This window comes from Methylobacterium radiodurans (assembly GCF_003173735.1).
GTDB classification, from domain to species: domain Bacteria; phylum Pseudomonadota; class Alphaproteobacteria; order Rhizobiales; family Beijerinckiaceae; genus Methylobacterium; species Methylobacterium radiodurans.
In genome coordinates this window covers 375,001-400,067 of sequence record NZ_CP029551.1, presented here as the reverse complement: position 1 = coordinate 400,067, position 25,067 = coordinate 375,001, and the positions used below count along the sequence as shown (strand labels likewise).

Genomic DNA, 25,067 nt, shown 5'->3' with positions numbered 1-25,067 from the left:
GGGCTCTGCCCTGCACCCGCGAAAGGCCTCGGCCTTTCGAAACCGCTACTTGTTGGCCTTCACCAAGCTACTTGGTGATCTTCACCGAGACGGGGTCGCTCGACGGGAAGGTCTCCTCCAGCGCCTCGTCCAGGCGCTCGTTCAGGGGCTCCTGCCGGTTGTCCGGGTTCGCCTTGTCGCCGGGCTTCGCGCTGCCCTGCTGGAAGCCGGGCTTCTCCGCGTTTGCCTTGTTGTCCTGATCGGCCATGGTGCTCCTCGCTGTGCCTTCACGATGCACCCGCGGGTGCGTTCGGGCGTCAACGCCGGGACCGGACAGGCGTTGCAAGCCGTTTACCGGGCTCGGGTAGAGCTGATCCCGCCCTGAGAACCCCGGCGCGGCGCGCGGGCGGCAGCCTGGAGGCGCCCGATGCACCTCGTCGTCCTGGCCGAGTTCGCCGCCCCGAGCGGCGGCGCCGAGAAAGTCGCCCTCGAATCCGCGCGCGGCTTGGCTGATCTTGGTCTCACGGTCAGCTATCTCCAGGGCGTCTCCGGGCCGGTCGATCCGCTCCTCGACCATCCGCGCATCCGTCGCGTCGATCTCGGCCTGCCCGACATCTGGAGCCGCGGCGCGGTCGCCGGCGCGGTCGCCGGGATCTGGCACCGGGCCGCGGCCGAGCGGGTCGGGGCTGCCCTGGCCTCTCTGCCGCCGCCCGACATCGTCCACCTGCACCAGTGGACCCGCAGCCTCTCGCCGAGCGTGTTCCCGGTCCTGCGCGCATCCGGCGCGCCGGTGCTGGTGACGCTGCACGACTACTTCCTGGCATGCCCGAACGGCGTTTACTACCGCTTCGACCGGGCAGAGCCCTGCGCCCTGCGCCCGATGTCGCCGGCCTGCGTCAGTGCGCCCTGCGATCCCCGCAGCCGCCTCCACAAGCTCGTGCGCGTGGCCCGCTCTGGTGCCCTGCGCCGCGCGCTCGGGCCTCATCCGCTCCACCTCGTCCACGTCTGCGACGCGAGTCGTGCCCGCATGGAGGGCCTGTTCGAGGGGGCAGCAATCCATCACCGCCTCGACAACCCGGTGCGCGTCCAGCCCGAGGCGCCGGCCGCGCCGGAGCGGGGCGACGCGGTGGTCTATCTCGGCCGCCTCACCCGCGAGAAGGGCGCCGACCTCGTGGCCGCCGCGGCGCGCGCGGCGGGCCTGCCGGCCCTGTTTATCGGCACCGGACCTCTGGAGGCGGAGCTGCGCGCGGGTGGGGCCGAACTCGTCGGCTGGCAGGCGCCGGAGGCCGCGCGCGCGCTCCTGCGCCGCCGGGCGCGGGCGCTCGCCGCACCCTCGCGCTGGTTCGAGACCGGGCCGCTCACCGTCTACGAGGCGCTCGCGGCCGGCATCCCGGTCGTGGCCTCCGAGCGCTCCGGGGCCGCCGAGAAGGTCCGCGACGGCGAGACCGGCTTCGTGGTCGTGCCCGAGACGGACAGCTTGGCGCGGACCTTCTCGGTCCTGCGGGACGATGTACGGGTGGCCCGCCTCGGGCGGGCCGCGCATGCCCGCTTCTGGGCCGCGCCGATGACGATCGCGGCCCATGCCCGCGCGGCCGCGGATCTCTACGCGCACATCCTCGCGAGCGACCCGGCTCTGTCGTCCTGTGCGCTGCAACAAAGGACGGGCGTGTGAGCGTAGGATCGGCCCTCGCCCGGCGTACGGACCCGGCGTGGAGGGCAGTGTCTCGATCGGACCAATGTAGGCTTGACCAGTCACCGCTCGATGGTCCAAGATCCCGTGAGTTCAGAGGGAATAGCCATTAGAAGATCACTCAAGTGTACGATCTGCTACGCTTGCGGTGTTCGGCCTCGCGGCTCTCCTGCGTGGAGCCGAACCTTCGCTTTGTATCATCGTGCGTGTGCGTTGTCGGCGAACATTTTGATCCATCGGGTCTGACAAGAGTTCGGCCATGAAAGGTTATGGGCCCCGCAGGCGCTTGACCTTTTTGCTGCAATGCAACATATCTCTCTCGCCAGTCGTGGCCGATCCGGCCGGGCTGCCCCGGCTTCACGAGCGGAGAGAATCATGCAGACCCAGAACTTCGAGATCCCGACCGAGCTGCGCGACTTCGCCGAGAAGAGCGTCGATCAGGCCCGCAACGCTGTCGGCGCCATGATGACGAATGCCCACAAGGCGGCCGATCAGCTCCAGAAGGGCGGCCAGACCTTCCAGGACACGGTTCAGGCGGCGGTCGCCAAGGGCTTCGACCACGCCCAGGCCAACGCCAACGCGGCCTTCGACCACGTGCAGAAGCTCGTCCGCAGCAAGGACCTGCGCGAGGCTTACGAGATTCAGACCGAGTACGTTCGCAACCAGTTCTCCGCCCTGCAGGCGCAGGCCAAGGAGTTCGGCAGCCTCGCGCAGAGCGCCGCCGCGCGCTGAAGCCGGCCGGCCCGCTGGTAGGCCGATGGTCGGGAGCCTGCGCCATCCCTGGCGCAGGCTCCCGCATCCTGGCGTACGGGGCCGCGCCGAGAGTCGGGAAGGGACCGGGCAGCTCGCCGTGCACGAGACCGAGACGGCAACACGCGCGCCGGCCCGATGAAGGATCGAGGGAGTCGACCGATGGGTAAGCAGCGCACGCCCCAGGGGCAGCGACCCGGCCGCAGGACGCCCGCGCGCCGCGGCCCCGCCGGGCTCGGCGGTCTCGCCACGGTGGCGGAGGCGCGGCCGACGACGGTGGCGGAGCCCGTGTCCGCGCCCGAGGTTCCGGAGCAGGACGCCGCGCCGGCCGACGCGTTCGCGAACGGAGGCCCGGAGGCGGTAGCGCCGGAGGTTTCCGAAAGAGCCTCTGATGAGATCGCCCAAGAGGAGGTCGTCGAGGCTGGCCCCGTCTCATCCGATGCGACCGAGACCGCCTACGATGAGCCGGCACAGGAGCCCGCAGCCGGATCCGAGCCCGAGGCCGTCGCTGCCGCCGAGGTGCCCGCCGACGAAGCGTCCGCGGATATCGTCTCGGAGGAGCCCGCTGCGGTAGCCGCGTCGGAGGAGGTGCCGGCCGCGATGCCCGTGCTGCCCGATCCGCTTCTGCCGGCTACCACGCTCGCGGCCGTTGCCGACGAGATCTTCGGTGGGCCACGTACGGAACGTCCCGCCCCGCCGCGCGCCGTATTGCATTTCGCCTTCGCGCCGGTTCGGATCGACGTCGAGGGCATCAGCGCGGTGGTGGCGAACTACCTGCACAACGAGAGCGTAGCGGCCTTCAGCTACATGCGGGCGCTCAGCGCGGCGCGCTCCCCTGCCGACATGATCCGCCTCAACGTCACCGAGATGCAGCGCGCCGCGGACGCCTCGCTGACCTGCTGGAGCAGCATCGCCCGCCACGCGGCGCGGGGTGTCCCGCTCCACTGAACCAGAGTCCGTCGTACGTTTCGAAGACCCGCGCGGAACCCCGCGCGGGTCTCCTGCGCTTCGGGAGTTGGCCTGTCGCTGCGGCGCCACAGGCCCCGCCGCATCGCGCTCCGCGACGCAAGGATCGGTTAACCCTGTCGGCCCTATGCCCTAACGGAGGCGGGGAGACAGCCCTTCAGACCGATGCCGATTCGCGCGCGCCTGATCCGTTCCGTCATCCTCGCCCTGGCTCTCGCCGGCCCGCTTCGCGCCGCCGCGCAGGACGGCGAGCGCACCGTCGCGATCGCCGCGGAACTCGCCGGCGGCCCCGGCGCCACCAAGCTCACTCTCACACTGTCACGGCCGGTCGCGGCGCGCGCCTTCGTGATGGAGCGGCCGGATCGCGCCGTGATCGACCTCCCCGAGGTGAATTTCCAGCTCGGTCCCGAGGCCGGTCGCCGCCGCGAGGGTGTGGTGCAATCCTTCCGCTACGGCCTGTTCGCGCCGGGGCGTTCGCGCATCGTGGTCGATTTGGCGGGCCCCGCCACGGTCGGCCGGATCGAAACCGCGACGCGCTCCCGCGACGGCGCCGTGTTGCTGACGATCCCGTTCCAGCGCACCGACCGCGAAGGCTTCCGCAAGGCGGCGGGCGCGGGCGATCCGAACCCCGCGGCCGCCAAGGCCATTCCGGCGGAGCCCGCCGACCAGCGCCCGCTGGTTATGATCGATGCCGGCCACGGCGGCACCGACCCCGGCGCCATCGCGGCGGGCGGGGTCTACGAGAAGGACATCGTCTTCGGCTTCGCCCAGGCGCTCGTGGCCCGGCTGGAGAGTGGCGGGCGCTACCGCGTGCGCATGACCCGCGACCGCGACGTCTTCGTGCCGCTGGCCGAGCGCGTGCGCCTCGCCCGCGAGTCCCGGGCCGATCTCTTCGTCTCGATCCACGCCGACTCGATCTCGGCCGCGCCCCAGGTGCGCGGCGCCACGATCTACACGGGTTCCGAGAAGGCGACCGACGCCGAATCGGCCAAGCTCGCCGAGCGCGAGAACCGGGCCGACGCCGCGGCCGGCGTCGAGTCGGGGGAGGGGCCCCCAGAGATCGCCGACATTCTGCAGGAGCTGACGCTGCGCGAGACGCGCGGCTTCTCCTCGGGCTTCGCCCGGACCCTGATGGGCCAGCTCAGCCCCGTGATGGAGATGAGCACCAAGCCCCACCGCGAGGCGGGCTTCCGGGTGCTGCGCTCGCCTGACGTGCCGAGCGTGCTCGTCGAACTCGGCTACCTGTCGAGCGAGCGCGACCTGAAGATGCTGCAATCGCCCGAGTGGCGCGAGGGCGTCACCGGCTCGATGGCCAAGGCCGTGGACCTGTTCTTCACCAACCGCGCCACTCTGGGGCGGCCGGTCGCGACGGCGCGGCGTGCGGCGGCAATCGCCCCAGTTTCACCATAGATCCGGTGTCGATACGGGGCACTGAATTGCCCTGCCGCACAGGACCCCGTTAAAGGTTTCGGCCAGGGCGCGAGCGACCGTCCCGGATGCCCGCGATGCGGCGTCGGCGGCCTCGATTCCCATGCCGAGATCGGTCCGTGCGCGGCCGAGCCACCGACGGGCGGAACACCGGATGCGCTTGATCCTACGCTTCTTCGGCTTCCTGTTCAGCGCCTGCGCGGTGCTGTTCGTGGTTGCCGCGGCCGTCGGCGCCTACTTCTACTGGACCTACAGCCAGGACCTGCCGGACCACGCCGCGCTCGCCAACTACGAGCCGCCGGTGATGACCCGCGTCCACGCCGCGGACGGCTCGCTCTTGGCCGAGTATGCCCGCGAGCGCCGGCTCTATCTGCCGATCCAGGCCATGCCGAAGATCGTGGTCGCGGCCTTCCTCTCGGCCGAGGACAAGAACTTCTACAAGCACGGCGGCATCGACCCCGAGGGCATCGTGCGCGCGGTGCTCACCAACGCCAAGAGCGGTAAGAAGCAGGGCGCCTCGACCATCACCCAGCAGGTGGCCAAGAACTTCCTCCTCACCAACGAGCAGACCTTCGACCGCAAGATCAAGGAGGCGCTGATCGCGCTCCGGATCGAGGCGACCTACTCGAAGGACAAGATCCTCGAACTCTACCTCAACGAGATCTTCCTCGGCACGATCGTGCCGGGCCGCAACCTGCACGGTGTGGCGGCCGCCGCGCTCGACTATTTCGGCAAGTCCGTCCACGAGTTGACCATCAACGAGGCGGCCTATCTGGCGGCGCTCCCGAAGGGCCCGAACAACTACCACCCCTACCGCAAGACCCAGGCGGCGCTCGACCGGCGCAACGAGATCATCCGCCTGATGCGGGAGAACAACTACATCACCCGCGAGGAGGAGGAAGCGGCCAAGAAGCAGGGCCTCGGCGTGAACCCGCGCGTCGCCTTCCCGAACGCGGCCAACGCCAACTACTTCACGGAAGAGGTCCGCCGCGAGATCTCCGAGCGCTACGGCGAGAAGAAGCTCTACGAGGGCGGCCTTTCGGTGCGCGCCACCCTCGATCCGAAGATGCAGGCCTGGGCCCGCAAGGCGCTCACCGACGGTCTCGTGCGCTACGACCAGTCCCACGGCTGGCGCGGCCCGGTCGCCCGGGTCGACCTGACCGGGCGCGACTGGGGCATGGCGGCGGCCGAGGTGCCGGCGCTCGGCGACGTGGCGCCCTGGCGGCTCGCCGTGGTGCTGGGCAACGGCGCGGGCGGCCTCCAGATCGGCCTGCAGCCCCGGCGCGAGGCGTCCGGCCAGGTCTCGAAGGACCGGGAGACCGGCGTGCTCGCCTCCGAGGGCATGCGCTGGGCCGGCCGTGCCAATCTCCAGGCCGGCGACATGGTCTATGTCGAGCCGATGGATGCCGGGCGCGGCACCTACCGCCTGCGCCAGAAGCCCGAGGTCTCGGGCGCGATCGTCGCGATGGACCCCTATACGGGCCGCGTGCACGCGATGGTCGGCGGCTTCTCGTACGACGAGTCCGAGTTCAACCGCGCCACCCAGGCGATGCGCCAGCCGGGCTCCTCGTTCAAGCCGATCGTCTACGCGGCGGCGCTCGACAATGGCTACACCCCGTCCTCGATCGTGCAGGATTCGCCGATCACCATCGAGGCCGGGCCCGGCCAGGAGGCCTGGACACCCTCGAACTACGACGGCAAGTCCGGCGGCCCGCACACGCTCCGCTACGGCATCGAGCACTCGAAGAACCTGATGACGGTGCGGCTCGCCAAGGATGTCGGCATGCCGCTGATCGCCGAGTATGCCCGCCGCTTCGGCGTCTACGACGACATGCTGCCCGTGCTGCCGATGTCGCTGGGCGCCGGCGAGACCACGGTGATGCGCATGGTCACCGCCTACTCGATGCTCGCCAACGGTGGGCGCCGCATCCGCCCGACGCTGATCGACCGCATCCAAGACCGCATCGGCGAGACCATCTACCGCCACGACACCCGCAAATGCGTCGGCTGCGACGCCGAGAAGTGGTCCGGCCAGGACGAGCCGAAGCTGGTGGACGATTCCGAGCAGGTGCTCGACCCGCTGACCGCCTACCAGATCACCTCGATCATGGAGGGCGTGGTCCAGCGCGGCACCGCCACCATCCTGAAGCAGGTCGGCAAGCCGCTCGCCGGCAAGACCGGCACCACGAACGACGCCAAGGACGCGTGGTTCGTGGGCTTCTCGCCGGACCTCGCGGTCGGCATCTATGTCGGCTTCGACAAGCCGCGCTCGCTCGGCGACCGGGCGACCGGCGGCGGGCTCGCGGCGCCGATCGCCCTCGATTTCCTCAAGCAGGCGCTGAAGGACAAGCCGCCGACGCCCTTCCGGGTGCCGCCGGGCATCAAGCTGATCCGCGTCGCGGCCTCCTCCGGCATGCGCGCCGGCTCGGGGGAAGGCGCCGGCACGATCCTGGAGGCGTTCAAGCCCGGCACCGCGCCGCCCGATGCCTACGTGGCCCGGCCGGACGCCCCGGCCGCCGTGCCGCCCGATGCCGACCGCGCCGCGCAGGCTGGCGGTTTGTACTGAGCCTATCCCGTCGGAGCCGCGCTTCCGAAGCCCTTCCCGCCTCCAGCGGGAGGGGCTTTTTCGTGGGCGCGTCGCTCTCCCCACCCGCAGAGAGGAGTGGGCAGGCTGCGTGGAGGGAGGCCTCAAGAAAAAAGCCGCCCCGTGAGAGGCGGCTTGGATGAGTCGTCAGGGAGGCATCAAACAGAGTGGACGGAAAATCCACTCGACATCCAGACCGTCTGGATCGCCCCAGTGATGACTCCGAAACCCTAATGCACGGTTAAGGATACGCGCGAAAAGTCAGGCCGCGAGGCTCTGGAACAACCCGCGCCCGTCGGTGCCGCCCACGAGCCCCTCCACGAAGTTCTCCGGGTGGGGCATCAGGCCGAGCACGTTGCGCTGCTCCGAGTAGATGCCGGCGATGGAGTTGATCGAGCCGTTGCGGTTGGCGTCCACGGTCAGCGCGCCGGTCGCGTCGCAGTAGCGGAAGGCGACCCGGCCGTCGCCCTCCAGGCGGGCGAGCGTCTCGGGATCGGCGAAGTAGTTGCCCTCGCCGTGCGCCACGCAGACATCGATGACCTGACCGGCCTCGTAGGCGCTGGTGAAGCGGGTATCCGCCCGCTCGACCCGCAGGGTCTGCCGGTGGCAGATGAAGCGGCGGTCGACGTTGCGCATCAGCACGCCGGGCAGGAGGCCCGATTCGCACAGGATCTGGAAGCCGTTGCAGATGCCGAGCACGAGGCCGCCGCGGGCCGCGAGCGCCCGCACCGCGTCCATGGCCGGCGCGCGGCCCGCAATGGCGCCGCAGCGCAGGTAGTCGCCGTACGAGAAGCCGCCGGGCAGCACCGCGAGGTCGGTGCCCGCGGGCAGCGCCGTGTCGGCGTGCCAGACATGCTCGACCTCGGCCCCCGCGAGGCGCAGCGCCCGCGCGACGTCGCCGTCGCGGTTGGAGCCCGGGAACGTGACGATCGCCGCGCGCATCAGGCGATCTCGATGGCGTAGTTCTCGACGACCGTGTTGGCGAGCAGCTTCTCGCAGGCCGTCTTGAGAGCGGCCTCCGCGCTCGCGCGATCGGAGGCGTTCACCTCGAGGTCGAAAACCTTGCCCTGGCGGACGCCCTCGACCGAATCGATGCCGAAAGATTTCAGAGCGGATTCGATCGCCTTACCCTGAGGATCCAGCACGCCTGTCTTCAGGGTGACGATGATGCGGGCTTTCATGATGGGGTGCTCATCCGCGGGCTGTGTCGAACGGCGGCTCAGCGTCGTCGTGGCTATGGCTGCGACGTTTTAACCGAACCGGTACGGGGCTGTCGATCGCTCGGCCAAGCATGCCCGGAATACCAGACTTCGATACCCGGAAGCGACAGGTTTAGCGATAGGTTTCCCGGCCGGAAACCTCACCGGGCCGGCCCGCGCAGGGGCTCGATGCTCGTGGCCCGGCGCCAGAGCTGCACCATCACCCAGACCGCCACGAGGCTGAACAGGCCCATCAGCACGTGCCCGACGCGGTCGCCGAGGTCGAGCAGGCCAGCCAGCGCCCAGCCCGCCGCAATGGCCACGGCGAAGACCTCCGTCCCGACCAGCACCATCATGCTGACGATCGTGATCAGGTTGCGGGTGTTCACGGGGCAGGCCCTTCTGGCGGTCTCCGGTTCCAGACAACCGGCTTCGTGCCGCGGCAGGTAGCGTGTTTCGAGGAGGCTGCGCAACCGCCTCCCGCTCACGCGGACAGGCCCGGCACCGAGGAACCGGTGCCGGGCCTGTCCGGTAGGCCGTCGCGCGGCCCTGTTCCGCCTGGCGTCAGCGCGGCGCGCGCTTGGCCAGGATCCGCTGGAGCGTGCGGCGGTGCATGTTGAGGCGCCGCGCCGTCTCGCTCACATTGCGCCCGCAGAGCTCGTAGACGCGCTGGATATGCTCCCAGCGCACCCGGTCGGCGGACATCGGGTTCTCCGGCGGGTCGGCGCGCTCGCCGGGCTGGGCCATCAGCGTGCCGTGGATCTCGTCCGCGTCCGCCGGTTTTGCGAGGTAGTCGAAGGCGCCGAGCTTCACGGCGTTCACCGCGGTCGCGATGTTGCCGTAGCCGGTGAGGATCACGCCGCGGGCCTCCGGGCGCTGCTCCTTCAAGCGGGCGATCACGTCGAGCCCGTTGCCGTCGCCGAGGCGCATGTCGATCACCGCGAAGGCCGGCGCGCGGCTCTCCACGGCCGAGACGCCCTCGGCCACGCTCTCGGCCACCTGCACCTCGTAGCCCCGGCTCTCCATCGCGCGGGCGAGGCGCGTCGAGAAGGGCTTGTCGTCGTCCACGATCAGGAGGCTACGGTCGGTGAAGGCGGCCAGTGGATCGGTCTCGGATCCTGGCGTAGCGGTTCCGCTCTGCGTCAGCATGGGACGCGTCCTTTCGAATTCGCTGTTCTGTTAGAGCTTTATATAGGTGCGGCGTCACCGGTCGGGAGGGGTGCGGGGCGCGGAAGTTCGGGCGAGTGCCGGGGCGCGGCGCCGCGCTCGAAGATGTGGCGCGCCCAGGAGATCCGCACCACCGCGCCGTGGTTGCCGGGCCCGGCGGCGTTCGACAGGGTGATCTGCGCGCCCGAGCGCTCGATCAGTGTCTTGGCGATGAACAGGCCGAGGCCGAGCCCGCCGCGGTTCCAGGCGTCGTCGTCGTCGCGCCGCTCCGGGCTGCGGGTGGTGATGTAGGGCTCGCCCGCCCGCAGCAGCACCTCGGAGGGGAAGCCCGGCCCGTCGTCGCGGATCTCCAGCGAGACCCGGTCGAGCGTCCAGCGCGCCTCCAGCGTCACGCGCGCCTCCGAGAAGTCGATCGCGTTGTCGAGGATGTTGGCGAGCCCGTACATCACGCCGGGATTGCGCCGGCAGGCGGGCTCGGGCCCCTCGCCACGGCCGCTGACGTCGAGCACGACGCCGAGCGCGCGCTGCGGGGCGGCGAGTTCCTCGACGATCTGGCCCAGCGTCACAGTCTCCAGGAAGCCGCCGCCGTCGCCGTCCGATCCCAGCGAGGTGAGCTTGCCCAGGATGCCGCGGCAGCGGTCGACCTGTTCGCGCAGGAGATCGAGATCCTCGCGCACAGCCGGCGTCGCCGCCGGTCCGAGCTGGCGCACCAGTTCCTTCGTCACCACCAGGATGGTGCCGAGCGGCGTGCCCAGCTCGTGCGCGGCGGCTGCCGCCAGACCGTCGAGCTGCGAGAGATGCTGCTCGCGGGCGAGCACCAGCTCGGTGGCCGCCAGCGCCTGGGCGAGCTGACGCGTCTCCTCCGAGACCCGCCAGGCGTAGACGCCCGTGAAGGCGGTGCCGAGCAGGATCGCGGTCCAGACCCCCGAGACGTAGAGGAACGGCAGCTCGATCCGCCCGTCAGCGAACCAGGGCAGCGGCCGGTGCACTAGGGCCAGCAGCGTGGCGAGCCCGACCGCGAGGAGCCCCAGCGCCAGCGTCCGCTCCGGCGGCAGCGCGGTCGCCGAGATCAGCACGGGGGCCAGGAACAGGAGCGAGAACGGGTTCTGCAGCCCGCCGGTGAGGAAGAGCAGCGCCGCGAGCTGGACGATGTCGAAGGCCAGCAGCAGCGCGGCGGCGTCGTCGTTGAGTCGGTAGCTCGCCGGGAAGCGGATGCGTAGGCCGAGATTCAGCCAGGACGAGGCGGCGATCGCCAGGAAGCACCAGCCGAAGGGCAGGGACAGGCCCAGCCCGAACTGCGCGCCCACCACCGCCGCGCTCTGGCCCGCGATGGCGAGCCAGCGCAGCCGCACGAAGGTGTCCAGGCGCAGGTGGCGCGCATCGCGCAGGAGGCGGGACGGATCGCTGTCGGGCATCTCAAGTCGTCGCGGCGCGAAGGGATGAGGCTGAAGGTAACGTCGGACGGCCCGTCTACCACCTCTTGGCGGGCAACCCCCGGCAGGGGAACGGGCCCGGACCGCCCGGGGTTTCGGGAGGCCGGCACAAGTCCTAAAGTCTCCGCCTGGGACCATCGTCGCGATCGGGGGGAACCGATGGATCTGGCCTATTTCTGGTACGAGGGGGCGCGAGCGCTGATGGCGCCGGCCCGGGTCGCCGCCGACCTCACCCGCTACGCCGTGCAGAACCCGGCGAACCCGGCGTCCTACTCGCCCTATGCCCGCTCGATCGCGGCCGGGTGCGAGATGTTCGAGCGCGTCACCCGCCGCTACGGCAAGCCGCGCTTCGGCCTCGACAGCACGCAGGTCGACGGCGTCGCCGTTCCGGTGACGGAGCGCGTCGTCTGGGAGCGTCCGTTCTGCCGGGTGCTCAGCTTCGACCGGGGCTTCCTGAGCCCGCCGGCCCGGCCCCAGCCGAAGCTCCTCGTGGTCGCGCCGATGTCGGGCCACTACGCGACGCTCCTGCGCGGCACCGTCGAGGCGATGCTGCCCGACCATCAGGTCTTCATCACCGACTGGGCGGATGCCCGCATGGTGCCGCTCACGGAAGGCCGCTTCGACCTCGGCACCTACATCGACTATCTGCAGGCGATCTTCCGCGACCTCGGGCCGGACCTGCACGTGATGGCGGTCTGCCAGCCCGCCGTTCCGGTGATCGCGGCGGTCGCCGTGATGGAGGGGCGCGGCGACCCGGCGGTGCCGGTCTCGATGACGCTGATGGGCGGCCCGATCGACACCCGCCGCTCGCCGACGGCCGTGAACTGCCTCGCGCAGGAGCGGGGCCAGTCCTGGTTCGAGCGCAACACCATCGCGTACGTGCCGCCGATCTTCCCCGGCGCCTGGCGGCGGGTCTATCCGGGCTTCCTGCAGCTCTCCGGCTTCATGGCGATGAACCTCGACCGGCACGTCACCGCCCACGCCGATATGTTCGACCATTTGGTGAAGGGCGACGGCGATTCCGCCGAGAAGCACCGGGAGTTCTACGACGAGTACTTGGCGGTGATGGACCTCACGGCCGAGTTCTACCTCCAGACCGTCGAGACCGTGTTCGTGGAGCACGCCCTGCCGCGGGGCACGATGCGGCACCGGGGCGCGGTCGTCGATCTCGCGGCGATCCGGACCTGCGCCATCCTCGCGGTCGAGGGGGAGAAGGACGACATCTCCGGCGTCGGCCAGACGCTCGCCGCCCTCGACCTCACGCCGAACCTCGCCCCCGAGCGCAAGGCCTATCACCTGCAGGCGGGCGTCGGCCATTACGGGGTGTTCAACGGCTCGCGCTACCGCTCCGTGATCGCGCCCCGCATCGCCGCCTTCATCCGCGAGATGGCGGCGCTGCGAGGCACGCAGACACCGCACCTGCGCCGCGTAGTGTGAGGGTCTGGCGGCGCTACTGGGTCAGACGTGCCGCCTTGATCGCGTCCTCGAACATTGCGTTGAGCGCCGTGGTGATCTGGGTGGCGTCATTCGCGGTGCGAAAGAAGCCCGTCGACGCGCAGGACTGAAGGGCCGTCGGCACGTTCGGGATGAGGCTGTTCACCCGGACGTTCTCGTAGCCGACATTGTCGTTGAACGGCTGCGCCATCGGCAGATAGGGGATGTAGAGGATCGAGATCGTGATGCCGCGATTCTTCATCTGCGTGCAGAGGCTGGGGTCGATCAGGTTGGAGTACGAGCCGGTCCATTTCGTCCAATCGTAGGCGTTGGCTTTGCCATAGTAGTACTGCGTGTTGGCCATGCCGTCCGTCACCAGGAACACGAACGGCTTGGCCTTGGCGGAGGTGGAGCCGTCGCCGACGCTCGCGATCTTGCTGTTCATGGCCGGCATCACGCGCTCGAAATGCGTGCCGCCGCTGCCGCGCGGCCGGGTCGAGTCGCCGACATCCATGTAGGCTTCGAGATTGTTGGCGTAGGGCTTGAGGTTGTCGAGCGACTGGGTCAGGTCGGCCGCCGTCTCCATGTCGTTGATGAACGGGAAGAGACCGATCCGGTACTGCTTATCGAGCGTCGCCTTGGACTTGGCGGTATCGATCAGCTGCGCGACCGCCTTGCCGACCGTCGCGATGCGCAGCTCGATATTGTAGGTCTTCGACAGGTCGTAGCCCTTGAAGCTCGGGAAGTGGCAGGCGAAGGCGCAGTTGTTCCCCTTCGAGTCCGCCATGTCGGGATTCTGCTTGGCGAAGGAGACCTGCTGCGCCGCGCTCGTCGGCAGACCCATCGAGCCGGACGTGTCGAGCAGCAGGTAGAAATCCACGTAGGTCGGCAGCGACAGGTTCGCGGTGGACGTTCCGACCACGTTGAGGCTCGAGGCGGCGACGTTGCCGAGCAGGCGCCCGAAGGGCGAGGGGAAGGTGGTCGAATACCCGGCCGACGCGGTCAGGTCCTGCCCGTTGCGCGCGAGGGTGATGGTCGGCGTCACGCTGAGGGCGCCCAGCGTCGAGGCGGCGTTGGCCCGGAACACCGCCTCCGCGCGCGCCTTGCCCCGGGCGATCGCGTCGGCCGTCGGGTCGGCCTGGTTGCTCGGGTTCGACGAGATGTAGTCGCGCGCCGTGGTGATTGCCGCCATGGCCGCCGCGTCGGCGGCGTCGTCGAGGCGGGCGCGGTAGTTCACCTTGCGCAGGTACTCGACGCCCGCCCCGACGCTGCCGATCAGCGGCAGCGCGCTGAGCGCGAAGATGACGATCACATTGCCGTGCCGGTCGCCGGCGAGGCGGCGGGCGGGCGCGGCCGCGATTCGCTCCCGAAGGCGGCCGAGGGCCCGCGTGAGGCGGCCCGGGCGGGTGCGCGGAGACAGCATCGGAACCTCAGGCAGGAACGGTGCAGACCCAGGCGTTGCCGGCACCGGCATTCGGGTCGTAGACGATGGAGGAGACGTAGCGGGGGATCGCGTAGAAGGAGCGCCGTATCGTCACGGTGCCGACCACCGAGCGCAGGAACATCGGCCGGTACTCGAACAGCAGGTCGGCCACCACGAGGAAGCCCGGGCCGAAGATGTCCGCGGGCAGCGTCGAGGGGCTGGGCTGCGCGGTCGTCGCGGCTCCGGTGAGCGGCGTGGCGCAGGGGCGGCCCTGGCCCCCGGTCCAGGCCACGTAGGGCGTATAGGTGCAGTTGCTCTGGCAGCCGGCCTGGGTCTTGAAGGTGATTCCGGACAAGGATGACTTCACGGTGTTCCAGACCCACTCGTTGCGGATCTGCGCCTCTTCCATGAGCTCCGGGAAGACGACGAGCTGGGTCCGGAACACCGAGTCGAGGTTGGCCCAGGTGATCCGGCCGGCATTGTTGCTGAGGCTCGGATCGGGATCGACGCGGGCCAGCAGGTCGGCCATCGTGGCGGCGGCCAGATGCGCCTTGCGCACGTAGATCGTGTACCGGGCGAGGTCGAAGCCCACGAGCGCCAGCACGAGCAGGATCGGCAGGATGAAGGCGATCTCCAGCCCGGCCACGCCGCGCCTGTCGCCGATCCAGGCGCGCAGGCCCGGCCGCTTTGGGCGCGTGCGGCGTGTCGAGAGGAGAGGGCGGGAGATCATGGTCAGCAACTCGTGGTGAAGCTGCTGCCGGTGTAGGGTTCGTTGCGGAACGCCGCGGCTGAGCGCACGAACACGACGGTCTGGCCGTTGACGCTCCAGCGCTGGCCGACAGTGCTGCGCCAGAGCGGGCTGAACAGCGGCATCGCGTAGAAGACCTGAAGGTACTGGTAGACCTTCGGCGCGCTCGGGCAGTAGCTCGTCTGGTTGTTGTCCATCGTGACGGCGACGAGCGCGCTCAGGTCCGGCTTGACGAAGGCGCCGTAGCCTGCCCCGGTCATGTTGGCAGTCTGGAGGTTGGTGACGACGTTGCCGCACGTCATGCCCGGCATCAGGGCCGGGCACAGGACCTTCTCGCGGAAGTTCGCGGCCGTGCCGGCCTTAGTCGAGTCGAGGCTCCCGACCTGGATGGCCCGGGCCGCCGCGACGGTCGCCCGCTCGACAGCGGCCGAGCTGTACAGGAACACCCCGCCCTGCAGGATCTCCAGCATCGCGATGAACAGGACCGGGCCGGCGACCGCAAACTCGATCGCCGTGACCCCGGACCGGCAGCGCCCGAAGGTCGCGAGCATGCTCCCGAAATGCGGGCGCCCGCGCCCGTGTGCCCGAAACCTGAGCAATAGGATCTCATGCACTCGATGTTACCCGCCGGCCGGTCGCAGATTTTTCGCCCAAACCTCCCGGGACTGACGGGAGTCTTGGCGCGGTTCAGTCATTACTGAGACCTCTTAAGATCTCCTCTCTTCGATCGTGGATGCCGGGGCGCCGAGGCGTGCCGGAACGTTATCCATACAGGACGGCGGCCGGGCTTCGGCGCACCGCGTGCCAAGCGGGCGAAGGCGGATTACAGTACGGCCATGCTTCTCGCCCTGCTGCGGCGGTCCGGGCCGGTGCCCGACCCCGACCACATCGCGATCGATCACGAAGGTGCGACCTTCCGGATCGTCCTGCGCCGCCGCGACACCGCCCGGCGGCTGACGCTGCGCGTCTCGGCGGCGACCGGCGAGGTGGTGATGACCCTGCCGCCCCGCACGAGCCTCGCCACCGCCCAGCGCTTCGCCGCGGGCCACGGCGGCTGGATCGCGGCGCGCCTCGCCCGGCTGCCCGAGCGGGTGAGCTTCGCGGAGGGGGCCGCCTTCCCGCTGCGCGGCGTCATGCACGCGATCGTCCGGCGCGGCGACCGCAGCGGCGCCACCCGCATCGAGGCCGGGCCGGACGGACCGGTCGTCTCGGTTTCCTGCGGCGAGGCGCACGTGGCCCGGCGCGTGCGCGCCTTCCTCCAGGCGGAGGCGCTGAGCGACCTCAAGGCCGCGATCGCGCACCACACCGCGCAGCTCGGCCAGGGGCCGGCCCGGATCACGCTGCGCGACACCCGCAGCCGCTGGGGCTCGTGCACGGCGCGGGGCGAGCTGAACTTCTCCTGGCGCCTGATCCTCGCGCCGCCGCTCGTGCTCGACTACCTCGTGGCGCACGAGATGGCGCATCTGCGCGAGATGAACCATTCCGACCGGTTCTGGAGGCTCGTCGGCGAGCTCTGCCCGAACGTCGAGGCGGCCGAGGCCTGGCTGAAGCGCCACGGGGCCGGCCTGCACCGCTACGGCTGAGGACCGGGCCGGCGCCCGGCCCAGCCTCAGCCGGAACTCAACCCTTGGCGCGCAGCACCGCGGCGGGGCGCTCGGCCGGCCAGGTCGGCCGCGGATCGACCTGGCCCGGCATCAGGGTGCGGGGCGCGACGCTGTCGCAGACCTCGCGCTGGCGCACGATGGTCGGGTTGCCGAACTGGTCGCGGCGGCGGACGAAGCCGCCGTCCCGGCAGAAGCCCGCAAGGGCCGCGTCACCGCCGCGCCGGCCATAGGGATTGCGCTCGACCGGCGGATGCTCGACGGTCAGCGGGCCGTCGCGGTTGAGCGAGCGCTCGATATAGGTGGTCTCCCCGACCGGCAGGCCCTGGGCCCACGCCCCGCCGGCCGGCAGGGCACCGAGCGCCAGGAGGGTGAGGAGGAGACGCGCGCGCAGCGGACGCATGGGATCGATCCCGGACGGTTTCGCGGAAGCGTTGATCTGTAGGCGTGACGGCCGGCCCGCGATAGCGCTTTGCGGCAACAATAGGACGGCGCGCGTCGCTTGACAGGGGCGGTCCCGCATGGTCCCAACGCGCGGCTTTCGCCGTTGTCCGCGTCCCCCGGGGCGCTTCCGGGTAGAGGTTGGCTGGTGCCACGACGCGTGCGGCTCGGTCCTGTCAGGCGCCTTCTCGGCGCGCTCGCTGTCGCCGCGCTGGCGGGTCTCGCCTCATCCGCCCCGGCGCGGGCGCAGGGCATGGTGCGCAAGACCTTCGACGACTGGCAACTGCGCTGCGAGACGCCCGCCGGCGCCAAGGCGGAGCAATGCGCGCTGGTGCAGTACCTCGCCGCCGAGGACCGGCCGAACCTCACCCTCGTGGTCATCGTGCTCAAGACCGCCGACAACCGCGGCTACCTGCTGCGCGTGGTGGCCCCGCTCGGCGTGCTTCTGCCCTCGGGCCTCGGCCTCAAGATTGATCAGACCGATATCGGCCGCGCCGGCTTCGTGCGCTGCCTCACCACGGGCTGCGTCGCCGAGGTGGTGATGGACGAGGGCCTGATCCGCCAGTTCAGGAACGGCGGCCAGGCGACCTTCATCGTGTTCCAGACGCCCGAGGAGGGCGTGGGCATTCCCCTGTCGATGAAGGGGTTCGGCACCGGCTTCGACAGCCTCAAATAGGCCTCAGGTAGGAACGCGGGACGGGCGGGATGAACGGAATGTCGGCGCGGCTCGGCGGGGTGCTCGCGATCCTCGTGCTCGGGATGCCCGGCGCCGGGGTGCGGACGGCCCAGGCCCAGACGGCACCCCAGGCAGCACCCCAGGGCGCGCCGCCGGCCGAGGAGGGCAACATCTTCTCGAACCTCCTGAAATACGGCGGCACCACGGTGCCCCCTTCGCGGGCTCCGGAACCCGAGGCCGCCTATTGCCCGACCGTGGACGTGCCGGAGGGGGGCGCCGCCATGCAGACGCTCGGCGGGCGCGGCGAGGGCGCGGCCGGCAGCATCCGCTCGCAGGCGACGCTCGGGCGTCTCGCCCGGGAGTGCCTGCCGCAGCCAGACGGCACGGTGCGGGTCAAGGTCGGCGCCGAGGTGCGGGTCCTGCTCGGGCCCGGCGGCGCGCCCGGGCGCTTCGACGTGCCGATCACCTTCCAGATCCGCCACGACGACAAGACCGTGATGACCCGCCAGCAGCGCCTGACCGTCACGGTCGCGCCCGGCGAGGCGCAGGGCTTCGGCTCGACGGTGGAGGACGGCCTCGTGGTGCCGGCCGCGATGGTGCGCGACTACGAGATCATGGCCGGGATCGGCAAGGCCGGCGCCCCGAAGGCCGCCACCAAGCCGAAGCCCCGCCGCAAGGCCCCCGCGGCGGCCGCCCAGGAGGGCGGCGAGAGCGGTGGCGCCCAATGAGGCGGCGGACGCCGTCGCCGGTCTGAGCGACGCCGGTCGCGCGGTTCCCTTTCGGCTCGAGACGACGGACGACGCCCTATTCGGCCGGCGCCTCGTCCTGCCCGGCGGCCTCGCCGGCTGGATCGTCCTGAGCTACCGCACCGATCCGGCGGCCGTGCCCCAGCGCCCGCTCCTGCGCGCCCTCGCAAGCGACGGCTCGGCGCAGGATTTCGTGCTGCCCGGCGGGGCGCGGGCGCACTGGCTCGGGCTGATCCCGCCGGCCACCGCCGAGATCCGGCTCGCCGCCCCGCCGGGCTTCCACCTCGACCGGGTCGGCCGGCGCGGGGACGCGAGCCTGCTGCTTCAGGCCCTTGGCCGACGCCCCTTCCGGGCGGTCGCCGCCCTCTACGAGCGCGCGCGGGGCGATGCCCGGCGCTACCGCGACACCCTGCGGGGCGCATGCGCCGTCACGCCGCTCGCCGGCTACGCGGCCTGGGCGCGGGCCCGCGCCGAGATCGCGCCGACCTCCGAGGTCTCGGCCTCCGGGGCGCCGGCCGCCATCCGCGTGCTGATCGCCGCCCGGGCCGGGCAGGAGGCGGCGCTCGCCCGCACGCTGGCGAGCCTCGCGGCCCAGACCAGCGCCGCCTGGACGGCACAGGTCCTCACCGTCGGGGCGGCCGTGATGCCGGCCCGCGCCGATCCCCGCATCGCCGCGGCGCCCTGGCGCGCCGACCGGCCGCTCCCCGACCTCCTCGGGGTGGACGCGGCCCTCTGCCTTCTCGAACCGGGCGACGTCCTCGCGCCGGACGCGCTAGCGAGCCTCGGGGCGCATCTGGGACCCGCGAGCCTCGTCTACGCGGACGAGGTCGGCGCGGACGGGCTACCCCGTCTGAAGCCCGACTGGAGTCCCGACTTCGCGCTCGCCGCCGGCTACCTCGGCCGGCCCTGGCTCGCCGCGCGCGAGCGGCTCGGTCGCGCCCTCGACGCGCCGCTCGGCAATCCCGCCGACCTCGCGCTGCGCCTCGACATCGCGGTCGCGGGCGGTGTGGGGGCCGTCCGGCACCTTCAGCGCGTCCTCGCCCGCACCGAGGCGCGACTGCCCGAGGGGACGCCGCGCCGGACGGCTCTCGTCCGCCACCTCGCGGAGGCCGGCTCGTCCGCGACGGTCGCGGCCCGCGACGGGGTGCCGGACCTGCTCTGGCCGCTGCCGGAGCCGGCGCCGCTCGCCAGCATCGTGATCCCCTCCCGCGACCGGCTCGACCTGATCGCACAGGTCTGCCGCGGCGTGCTCCACGAGACCGCCTATCCGGCGATCGAGCTGATCATCGTGGACAACGGCTCGACCGATCCGGCGGTGCTCGCCCATTACGACACTCTGCGAGCCGACCCGCGCGTGACGATCCTGAGCGATCCGGAGCCGTTCAACTTCTCCCGGCTGGTCAACCGGGGCGTCGCCGCCGCGTCCGGCCCGGTCGTGGTGCTCCTCAACAACGACATCGCGGTGCTGGAACCCGGCTGGCTCGATGCCCTGGTCCGTCAGGCGTGCCGGCCCGATGTCGGCGCGGTCGGCGCCAAGCTCGTCTACGGCGACGGACGGCTCCAGCACGCGGGCGTGGTGGTCGGGCTCGGGGGCCGGGCGGGCCACATCCTGCGCCGCCGCCCGGGCGACACGCCCGGACATCTCGGCCAGATGCGGGTTGCCCACGAGGTCTCGGCGGTGACCGCTGCCTGTCTCGCGGTCCGGCGCGACCTCTACGCGCAGGTCGGCGGCTTCGACGCGGAGACCTTCCCCGTCGATTTCAACGATGTGGATTTCTGCCTGCGCCTGCGCCGCGAGGGCCTGCGCGTCCTCTGGACCCCGGCCGCGCGGCTCGCACACCTGGAATCGGTGAGCCGCGGCCCCTCGGTCGGCGCGGCCCGCACCCGCTTCGAGGCCGAGGCTGCCCGCTTCGCCGAGCGCTGGCACGCGGTGATCCGGCACGATCCGTACTACCATCCCTGCCTGTCGCTCACGACCTTCGGGGAGGATCTGGAGTGAGGGCGCCCCCCTCCGCCGAGCCAGCCGACGTCTTCCTCCGCTTCGCCGAGCCCCGTCCCGCGCGCCGCCTGCCTGCCCTTGCGGCCCTCGCACAGCATCCGGGCCGCACGCTCGCGCTGCTCTGGGCCCGGCTCACCGGGCGGCGGCTACGCGCCCGGCAGGGGCTCGCCGCCCTCGTCGGCATCGATCATCGCCTCACCCTGCCGCCCGCGACCCTGACCGCCTTCCCCGCCGCGCCGGAGCCGTTCGCCGACCCCGACATCCTGCTGCTGAGCGCGCCCGGCCACGTCCTCAAGGCCGGCGCTGCCGGGGCGATCCGCGTAGCCTTCGCGGATCCCGGCCTGCACGCGCTCTACGGCGACACCCTCGCGCAGAGCCGCCCCGGCGGCCCGGTCGTCCCGCTGCTGCGGCCGGCCTTCGATCCCGATTTCCTGGCGGCCATCGACTACATCGGCCCGGTCGTCGCGCTCCGCCGCGCGGCGCTCGGTCCGGCCGGGATCAATCCGCGGGCGGGCGCTGCCGACGCGCTGTTCCGGGTCGCGGAGCATTTCGGTCCCTCCGCGATCGGCCACCTGCCCGGCATCCTCGCGCTCCGGCAGCCGAGGGCGGCCGCGGGGGAGGGGAGGGGGCACGCGGCGGCCGTCCGGGACCACCTCGACCAGACCGGCCGCGCCGGGGCCCGCATCGAGCCGGCCGGGGAGGGCGTGATCCGGATCGTCTATCCGCTGCCCGAGCCGCGCCCCGCCGCCAGCCTGATCGTGCCGACCCGCGACCGGCTCGATCTGCTCCGCCCCTGCATCGAGAGCCTGCTAGCGACCGACTGGCCCGATCTCGACCTCGTCGTCCTCGACAACGACAGCCGCGAGCCCGAGACGCGCGCCTATCTCGACGCTCTCGCAGCCGCCGGCCGCGCCCGCGTGCTGCCCTGGCCTGGTGCGTTCAACTTCGCCGCCATGAACAACGCCGCCGCAGGGATCGCCCGCGGGCGGCTCCTCGTCTTCGTCAACAACGACGTCGTGGCCGGCGACCCGGCCTGGCTCGCCGCCATGGCCCGCCATGCGCTGCGCCCGGAGATCGGCGCGGTCGGCGCCAAGCTCATCGACGGGGCGGGCCGGATCCAGCACGGCGGCATCGTGCTCGGCACCGGGGGCGGCCTCGTCACCCACGCCCACCGGCACTTTCCGGGCGAGGCGCCGGGCTATCTCGGGACGTTGCGGGTGCCGCACCGGGTCTCGGCGGTCACCGCCGCCTGCCTGATGGTGGAGGCGGAGGCGTTCGCCGCCGTCGGCGGCTTCGATGCGGACACCTTCGCGGTCGATTTCAACGACGTCGACCTCTGCCTGCGCCTGAACGCGGCCGGCCGCCACACTCTGATGGTGCCGGAGGCGGTACTCCACCACTACGAGGGCCTGAGCCGCCGCCGCACGCCGGAGGCCGCCGCCCGCCACGCCCGCGAGATCGCCGCGTTCAAAAAGCGATGGGGGCCGCTGCTGGCGCAGGACCCCCATTACCACCCGGGATTCGACCCGGACCTCTCGACCCATGCCCGCCTGCGACCAGGCGCCCTCCAGGGCGAGCCCGGCCCGGCGCGCCGCCCGCTCTACTGAACGAGGCGGGGGCCGCCCATCTGCACCTTCTCGTTCTCGGCCATGATGCCGAGGCGCTTGGCGACCTCGGTATAGGCCTCGATCAGGCCGCCGAGATCCTTGCGGAAGCGGTCCTTGTCGAGCTTGTCCGAGGACTTGATGTCCCAGAGCCGGCAGGAATCCGGGGAGATCTCGTCAGCCACCACGATGCGCATCATGTCGCCTTCCCAGAGGCGACCGGTCTCCATCTTGAAGTCGACGAGGCGGATGCCGACGCCGAGGAAGAGGCCCGACAGGAAGTCGTTGACGCGGATCGCCAGCGCCATGATGTCGTCGATCTCCTGCGGCGTCGCCCAGCCGAAGGCCGTGATGTGCTCCTCCGACACCATTGGGTCGTTGAGCTGGTCGTTCTTGTAGTAGAACTCGATGATCGAGCGCGGCAGCTGGGTGCCTTCCTCCAGGCCGAGGCGCGTCGCCAGCGAGCCCGCCGCGACGTTGCGCACCACCACCTCGAGCGGGATGATCTCGACCTCGCGGATCAGCTGCTCGCGCATGTTGAGCCGGCGGATGAAGTGCGTCGGCACGCCGATGTCGTTGAGGTGCTGGAAGACGAATTCCGAGATCCGGTTGTTCAGCACGCCCTTGCCGTCGATGATCTCGTGCTTCTTCGCGTTGAAGGCGGTCGCGTCGTCCTTGAAGTGCTGGATGAGCGTGCCGGGCTCCGGACCCTCGTAGAGGACCTTCGCCTTGCCCTCGTAGATGCGACGGCGGCGGTTCATAGGCGTGTACCGTGGTTTGAGGAAGTCCATGGGCCGTGACTCCTTGGGGCGATGACGGGCGGAATCCGCGGCGCGGCGACCGGACGAAGGGTCGGGCTGCGGGGGTTAATCGATGCCGATTTCCCCCCGCTACCGGGCGCCAAACTACCCGAACCGGGCTTCCGGCACAACGCGTTAGCCCGCGGGTGAGGATTGCGCGGACGCCCCTGGAGGGATCATCCCGGGCCGATCGCCGCGGCCAAGAACCGGGATCCCCACGGGCCCCTGGCCCTTGGGCGGGGTCCAGGGCGAAGGGAGCCGACAGCAGGGCTCTGCCCTGCACCCGCCAAAGGTCTCGACCTTTGGTATCCGGAACCTTTCCTCTCGCTCTCAGAGCGTCTTCGCCGGGTAGCGGCAGAGGTCGTTGATCGGGCAGACCGGGCAATCGGGCTTGCGCGCCTTGCAGATGTAGCGGCCGAACAGGATCAGCCAGTGATGGGCGTTGAGCCGGTAGGGTTCCGGCACGATCGCCTCCAGGCCGGCCTGCACCCTGTCGGTCGTCGGCGCGACCACCAGCGGGATCCGGTTGGAGACCCGGAAGATATGGGTATCGACCGCGATCCGCGGAACCCCGAAGGCGACGTTGAGCACCACGCTGGCCGTCTTGGCGCCGACGCCCGGCAGCACTTGCAGCTCTTCCTGCGATTGCGGCACCGCGCCGCCATGCACCTCGACCAGGATGCGCGAGAGCGCGATCACGTTCCTGGCCTTGGTGTTGAACAGGCCGATGGTGCGGATGAAGTCGCGCACCCGCTCCTCGCCGAGCGCCAGCATCGCCGCAGGCGTGTCGGCGATGGCGAAGAGCGGCCGGGTCGCAAGATTGACGCTGCGGTCGGTCGCCTGGGCCGAGAGCACGACCGCGACCAGAAGCGTGAAGGGGTTCAGGTATTCGAGCTCGGCCCGAGGCTGTGGCGTGCGCGCGCTGAGGCGCCGGAAGATCTCGGCCAGGGTCACGGCATCGACCGGTTCCGGGGCAGCCTCGACATGCGCGGTCAGCGGCTTCGTCAGCGTTCCCCCGGCGGCCTTCGCCCGCCCGGGACGTGCTAGGACCTTGGGCGGCGGCGTAAGCTTGGCTTTGACCTTCCGCGCGCCCGGCACGCGCGACGTTGTGTTGGCTTCGGGCGTCTTTCTGGGCGGCATCGCCGCGTTATATTGGCCGCATGGCGCGCGGCAACCTCTCAGTCCATCCCGACGGGCTCGACCCGGACAGCGTCGACCGCCCGGTCTTCAGCGCGACGATCCGGCCGCACCAGTCGCTGAGCCGCTTAGGGTTTCGGATCGTGATGACGGGCTGCTGCCTCGTCTCGCTGACCGTATCGATCTGGTGCTGGCGCATGGGCTTCTGGCCGGTCGCCGGGTTCTTCGGCCTCGACATGCTGGCGATCTATGCGGCGCTGAAGGTCAGCTTCCGTCGCGGCCGCTCCTTCGAGGAGGTGATGATCTCGCAGATCGAGGTCTTCCTTGCCCGGGTCAGCCACCGCGGCGAGCGGCGCGAGTGGCGCTTCAACCCGCTCTGGACCAAGCTCACCCAGGTCGAGGACGAGGAGTACGGCCTGCAGCGCCTCACCCTGGTCTCGCGCCGGGAGCACGTCGCGGTCGCCCGCGACGCCTCGCCGGAGGAGCGTGCCCGGGTCGCGCAGGGCCTCAAGGCGGCCTTGGCCCAGGTGAAGAAGGGCTATTGAGGGTCGGTGCCGCCTCCGGCAGGGCACGCAGACCCCGACGTCTGGCGCTTCGGTTCACGACCGTCACGGTCCCGTCGCGGATTTTTTGCGGTCCCGTCATTTGGGGAGTTGACGGGGGCGGGGGCGGGGCGTAGACACCGCTCATCGGCGCCGGCCGCAGCAGCGGCCCGGTCGCTGAGCCGTCTCTTGAGGCGGCTCGCTCTCTGGAACATCGTGAGCTGACCAGACCGTGTGGTTGATCCGGGCGGGCGCTCTCGTCTCTTCCCTAGAGTGTGGGGCGGTTCGGCACGGGCCGAGCTGTCGGGCTCTTTGACAAGTTGATCTGAGAAAGAGAAGCGTGGGCGGCGTCGTCCTTGCGGTCTTGGGGTTCTCGCGGCGCTGGCTTTGGCTGGTGCGTGGGGGTTCTGGGACGTGAGATGAGACGCTGGTTCCAAAGCTTCTTTAGGAGCTCCGGATTGCTGGAAACGGTGATCTGATGTGCTTCTGTCGATGATTTGTGATTGGTGTCATGATCAGCTCTTCAACTTGAGAGTTTGATCCTGGCTCAGAGCGAACGCTGGCGGCAGGCTTAACACATGCAAGTCGAACGCATCCTTCGGGGTGAGTGGCAGACGGGTGAGTAACACGTGGGAACGTGCCCTCCGGTTCGGGATAACTCAGGGAAACGTGAGCTAATACCGGATACGTGCTTAGGCAGAAAGGTTTACTGCCGGAGGA

General features: G+C 70.8%; 24 protein-coding genes and 1 rRNA gene (1 of these 25 running past the window's edge). 13 read left to right on the top strand and 12 right to left on the bottom strand.

Features of this window, described 5'->3' with window-relative positions; genetic code table 11:
• Positions 1-67: 67 nt before the first annotated feature.
• Positions 68-247, bottom strand: a complete 180-nt coding sequence (locus tag DK427_RS01740; protein ID WP_109949753.1) for a hypothetical protein — start codon at positions 245-247, stop codon at positions 68-70.
• A gap of 159 nt (positions 248-406) precedes the next feature.
• Between DK427_RS01740 and DK427_RS01735 the strand changes: the two genes are divergently transcribed.
• From DK427_RS01735 to DK427_RS01715, 5 genes are all read left to right on the top strand, one after another.
• The gene (locus tag DK427_RS01735; protein ID WP_109949752.1) at positions 407-1,651 is read left to right on the top strand and encodes a glycosyltransferase; all 1,245 of its coding nucleotides are present in this window, start codon (positions 407-409) and stop codon (positions 1,649-1,651) included.
• 393 nt (positions 1,652-2,044) lie between these two features.
• Positions 2,045-2,401, top strand: a complete 357-nt coding sequence (locus DK427_RS01730; protein WP_109949751.1) for a phasin — start codon at positions 2,045-2,047, stop codon at positions 2,399-2,401.
• A 180-nt stretch (positions 2,402-2,581) separates the two neighbouring features.
• On the top strand, positions 2,582-3,367 hold the full coding sequence (locus DK427_RS01725; RefSeq protein ID WP_109949750.1) for a hypothetical protein: 786 nt from the start codon (positions 2,582-2,584) through the stop codon (positions 3,365-3,367).
• Positions 3,368-3,550: 183 nt separating this feature from the next.
• Positions 3,551-4,795, top strand: coding sequence for an N-acetylmuramoyl-L-alanine amidase (locus tag DK427_RS01720; RefSeq protein WP_109949749.1), 1,245 nt, complete (start codon positions 3,551-3,553; stop codon positions 4,793-4,795).
• Positions 4,796-4,967: 172 nt separating this feature from the next.
• Positions 4,968-7,379: a penicillin-binding protein 1A gene (locus DK427_RS01715; RefSeq protein WP_109949748.1), complete on the top strand. Its 2,412-nt coding sequence runs from the start codon at positions 4,968-4,970 to the stop codon at positions 7,377-7,379.
• A gap of 279 nt (positions 7,380-7,658) precedes the next feature.
• Here the strand turns inward: DK427_RS01715 and purQ are convergent, their stop codons facing one another.
• The 5 genes from purQ to DK427_RS01690 all read right to left on the bottom strand — a co-directional run bounded on the left by purQ (position 7,659) and on the right by DK427_RS01690 (position 11,178).
• On the bottom strand, positions 7,659-8,339 hold the full coding sequence (gene purQ / locus DK427_RS01710) for a phosphoribosylformylglycinamidine synthase subunit PurQ (protein WP_109949747.1): 681 nt from the start codon (positions 8,337-8,339) through the stop codon (positions 7,659-7,661).
• Positions 8,339-8,578 carry a phosphoribosylformylglycinamidine synthase subunit PurS gene (gene purS / locus DK427_RS01705; protein WP_109949746.1) on the bottom strand — a complete coding sequence of 80 codons (240 nt, stop codon included), beginning with the start codon at positions 8,576-8,578 and terminating at the stop codon, positions 8,339-8,341. The genes purQ and purS overlap by 1 nt, the downstream gene beginning before the upstream one ends.
• Before the next feature lie 179 nt (positions 8,579-8,757).
• Complete coding sequence (locus tag DK427_RS01700; RefSeq protein WP_109949745.1) at positions 8,758-8,985, bottom strand: hypothetical protein; 228 nt, start codon at positions 8,983-8,985, stop codon at positions 8,758-8,760.
• Positions 8,986-9,160: 175 nt separating this feature from the next.
• A complete protein-coding gene (locus DK427_RS01695) occupies positions 9,161-9,745 on the bottom strand; it encodes an ActR/PrrA/RegA family redox response regulator transcription factor (RefSeq protein WP_109949744.1) in 585 nt (194 codons plus the stop codon).
• Between the two features lie 38 nt (positions 9,746-9,783).
• On the bottom strand, positions 9,784-11,178 hold the full coding sequence (locus DK427_RS01690) for an ActS/PrrB/RegB family redox-sensitive histidine kinase (RefSeq protein ID WP_109949743.1): 1,395 nt from the start codon (positions 11,176-11,178) through the stop codon (positions 9,784-9,786).
• A 177-nt stretch (positions 11,179-11,355) separates the two neighbouring features.
• On the opposite strand from DK427_RS01690, the gene DK427_RS01685 reads away from it, so the two are divergent.
• Entirely contained in the window at positions 11,356-12,633 is a 1,278-nt protein-coding gene (locus DK427_RS01685; RefSeq protein ID WP_109949742.1) for a polyhydroxyalkanoate depolymerase, read from the top strand.
• A 13-nt stretch (positions 12,634-12,646) separates the two neighbouring features.
• Here DK427_RS01685 and DK427_RS01680 read toward each other — a convergent pair whose 3' ends face one another.
• From DK427_RS01680 to DK427_RS01670, 3 genes are read right to left on the bottom strand one after another with little or no spacing between them, the layout of a single operon-like run.
• Positions 12,647-14,053, bottom strand: a complete 1,407-nt coding sequence (locus DK427_RS01680) for a pilus assembly protein TadG-related protein (RefSeq protein ID WP_162559638.1) — start codon at positions 14,051-14,053, stop codon at positions 12,647-12,649.
• A gap of 7 nt (positions 14,054-14,060) precedes the next feature.
• Entirely contained in the window at positions 14,061-14,783 is a 723-nt protein-coding gene (locus DK427_RS01675; protein WP_109949740.1) for a TadE/TadG family type IV pilus assembly protein, read from the bottom strand.
• A gap of 2 nt (positions 14,784-14,785) precedes the next feature.
• Complete coding sequence (locus DK427_RS01670) at positions 14,786-15,352, bottom strand: TadE/TadG family type IV pilus assembly protein (protein ID WP_109949739.1); 567 nt, start codon at positions 15,350-15,352, stop codon at positions 14,786-14,788.
• Between the two features lie 285 nt (positions 15,353-15,637).
• Between DK427_RS01670 and DK427_RS01665 the strand changes: the two genes are divergently transcribed.
• A complete protein-coding gene (locus DK427_RS01665) occupies positions 15,638-16,384 on the top strand; it encodes a M48 family metallopeptidase (RefSeq protein ID WP_109949738.1) in 747 nt (248 codons plus the stop codon).
• A gap of 37 nt (positions 16,385-16,421) precedes the next feature.
• Here the strand turns inward: DK427_RS01665 and DK427_RS01660 are convergent, their stop codons facing one another.
• Positions 16,422-16,805 carry a hypothetical protein gene (locus tag DK427_RS01660; RefSeq protein ID WP_109949737.1) on the bottom strand — a complete coding sequence of 128 codons (384 nt, stop codon included), beginning with the start codon at positions 16,803-16,805 and terminating at the stop codon, positions 16,422-16,424.
• A 183-nt stretch (positions 16,806-16,988) separates the two neighbouring features.
• Here DK427_RS01660 and DK427_RS01655 point away from each other — a divergent pair, with 183 nt between their 5' ends.
• Genes DK427_RS01655 through DK427_RS01640 form a run of 4 tightly spaced genes read left to right on the top strand, consistent with a single transcriptional unit; the run spans position 16,989 to position 21,871 of the window.
• Positions 16,989-17,519, top strand: coding sequence for an invasion associated locus B family protein (locus DK427_RS01655; RefSeq protein ID WP_425452589.1), 531 nt, complete (start codon positions 16,989-16,991; stop codon positions 17,517-17,519).
• Between the two features lie 29 nt (positions 17,520-17,548).
• Positions 17,549-18,247, top strand: coding sequence for a hypothetical protein (locus DK427_RS01650; protein ID WP_162559637.1), 699 nt, complete (start codon positions 17,549-17,551; stop codon positions 18,245-18,247).
• Positions 18,234-20,264 (top strand): glycosyltransferase, encoded by a 2,031-nt coding sequence (locus tag DK427_RS01645; RefSeq protein ID WP_245930757.1) that lies wholly within the window; start codon positions 18,234-18,236, stop codon positions 20,262-20,264. Before DK427_RS01650 ends, DK427_RS01645 begins: the two co-directional genes overlap by 14 nt.
• Positions 20,261-21,871, top strand: a complete 1,611-nt coding sequence (locus tag DK427_RS01640; RefSeq protein WP_109949735.1) for a glycosyltransferase — start codon at positions 20,261-20,263, stop codon at positions 21,869-21,871. Before DK427_RS01645 ends, DK427_RS01640 begins: the two co-directional genes overlap by 4 nt.
• On the opposite strand, the gene purC is transcribed toward DK427_RS01640, so the two are convergent.
• Positions 21,865-22,659, bottom strand: coding sequence for a phosphoribosylaminoimidazolesuccinocarboxamide synthase (purC, locus tag DK427_RS01635; protein WP_082773195.1), 795 nt, complete (start codon positions 22,657-22,659; stop codon positions 21,865-21,867). The genes DK427_RS01640 and purC overlap by 7 nt on opposite strands.
• Before the next feature lie 339 nt (positions 22,660-22,998).
• Complete coding sequence (nth, locus tag DK427_RS01630; protein ID WP_109949734.1) at positions 22,999-23,808, bottom strand: endonuclease III; 810 nt, start codon at positions 23,806-23,808, stop codon at positions 22,999-23,001.
• Between the two features lie 20 nt (positions 23,809-23,828).
• On the opposite strand from nth, the gene DK427_RS01625 reads away from it, so the two are divergent.
• Complete coding sequence (locus DK427_RS01625; protein ID WP_109949733.1) at positions 23,829-24,350, top strand: DUF2244 domain-containing protein; 522 nt, start codon at positions 23,829-23,831, stop codon at positions 24,348-24,350.
• 521 nt (positions 24,351-24,871) lie between these two features.
• Positions 24,872-25,067, top strand: a 16S ribosomal RNA gene (locus DK427_RS01620); it runs 1,287 nt beyond the window's last position.

What these genes read in the sequence shown, in the direction of transcription:
- DK427_RS01650 (WP_162559637.1), top strand. Translation starts at nt 17,549, where the DNA reads ATGAACGGAATGTCGGCGCGGCTCGGCGGGGTGCTCGCGATCCTCGTG.
- DK427_RS01660 (WP_109949737.1), bottom strand. Translation starts at nt 16,805, where the DNA reads ATGCGTCCGCTGCGCGCGCGTCTCCTCCTCACCCTCCTGGCGCTCGGT.
- DK427_RS01720 (WP_109949749.1), top strand. Translation starts at nt 3,551, where the DNA reads ATGCCGATTCGCGCGCGCCTGATCCGTTCCGTCATCCTCGCCCTGGCT.
- purS (WP_109949746.1), bottom strand. Translation starts at nt 8,578, where the DNA reads ATGAAAGCCCGCATCATCGTCACCCTGAAGACAGGCGTGCTGGATCCT.
- purC (WP_082773195.1), bottom strand. Translation starts at nt 22,659, where the DNA reads ATGGACTTCCTCAAACCACGGTACACGCCTATGAACCGCCGCCGTCGC.
- DK427_RS01670 (WP_109949739.1), bottom strand. Translation starts at nt 15,352, where the DNA reads ATGCTCGCGACCTTCGGGCGCTGCCGGTCCGGGGTCACGGCGATCGAG.
- DK427_RS01730 (WP_109949751.1), top strand. Translation starts at nt 2,045, where the DNA reads ATGCAGACCCAGAACTTCGAGATCCCGACCGAGCTGCGCGACTTCGCC.
- DK427_RS01685 (WP_109949742.1), top strand. Translation starts at nt 11,356, where the DNA reads ATGGATCTGGCCTATTTCTGGTACGAGGGGGCGCGAGCGCTGATGGCG.
- purQ (WP_109949747.1), bottom strand. Translation starts at nt 8,339, where the DNA reads ATGCGCGCGGCGATCGTCACGTTCCCGGGCTCCAACCGCGACGGCGAC.
- DK427_RS01680 (WP_162559638.1), bottom strand. Translation starts at nt 14,053, where the DNA reads ATGCTGTCTCCGCGCACCCGCCCGGGCCGCCTCACGCGGGCCCTCGGC.
- DK427_RS01665 (WP_109949738.1), top strand. Translation starts at nt 15,638, where the DNA reads ATGCTTCTCGCCCTGCTGCGGCGGTCCGGGCCGGTGCCCGACCCCGAC.
- DK427_RS01690 (WP_109949743.1), bottom strand. Translation starts at nt 11,178, where the DNA reads ATGCCCGACAGCGATCCGTCCCGCCTCCTGCGCGATGCGCGCCACCTG.
- DK427_RS01740 (WP_109949753.1), bottom strand. Translation starts at nt 247, where the DNA reads ATGGCCGATCAGGACAACAAGGCAAACGCGGAGAAGCCCGGCTTCCAG.
- DK427_RS01735 (WP_109949752.1), top strand. Translation starts at nt 407, where the DNA reads ATGCACCTCGTCGTCCTGGCCGAGTTCGCCGCCCCGAGCGGCGGCGCC.
- nth (WP_109949734.1), bottom strand. Translation starts at nt 23,808, where the DNA reads ATGCCGCCCAGAAAGACGCCCGAAGCCAACACAACGTCGCGCGTGCCG.
- DK427_RS01725 (WP_109949750.1), top strand. Translation starts at nt 2,582, where the DNA reads ATGGGTAAGCAGCGCACGCCCCAGGGGCAGCGACCCGGCCGCAGGACG.
- DK427_RS01675 (WP_109949740.1), bottom strand. Translation starts at nt 14,783, where the DNA reads ATGATCTCCCGCCCTCTCCTCTCGACACGCCGCACGCGCCCAAAGCGG.
- DK427_RS01695 (WP_109949744.1), bottom strand. Translation starts at nt 9,745, where the DNA reads ATGCTGACGCAGAGCGGAACCGCTACGCCAGGATCCGAGACCGATCCA.
- DK427_RS01625 (WP_109949733.1), top strand. Translation starts at nt 23,829, where the DNA reads ATGGCGCGCGGCAACCTCTCAGTCCATCCCGACGGGCTCGACCCGGAC.
- DK427_RS01715 (WP_109949748.1), top strand. Translation starts at nt 4,968, where the DNA reads ATGCGCTTGATCCTACGCTTCTTCGGCTTCCTGTTCAGCGCCTGCGCG.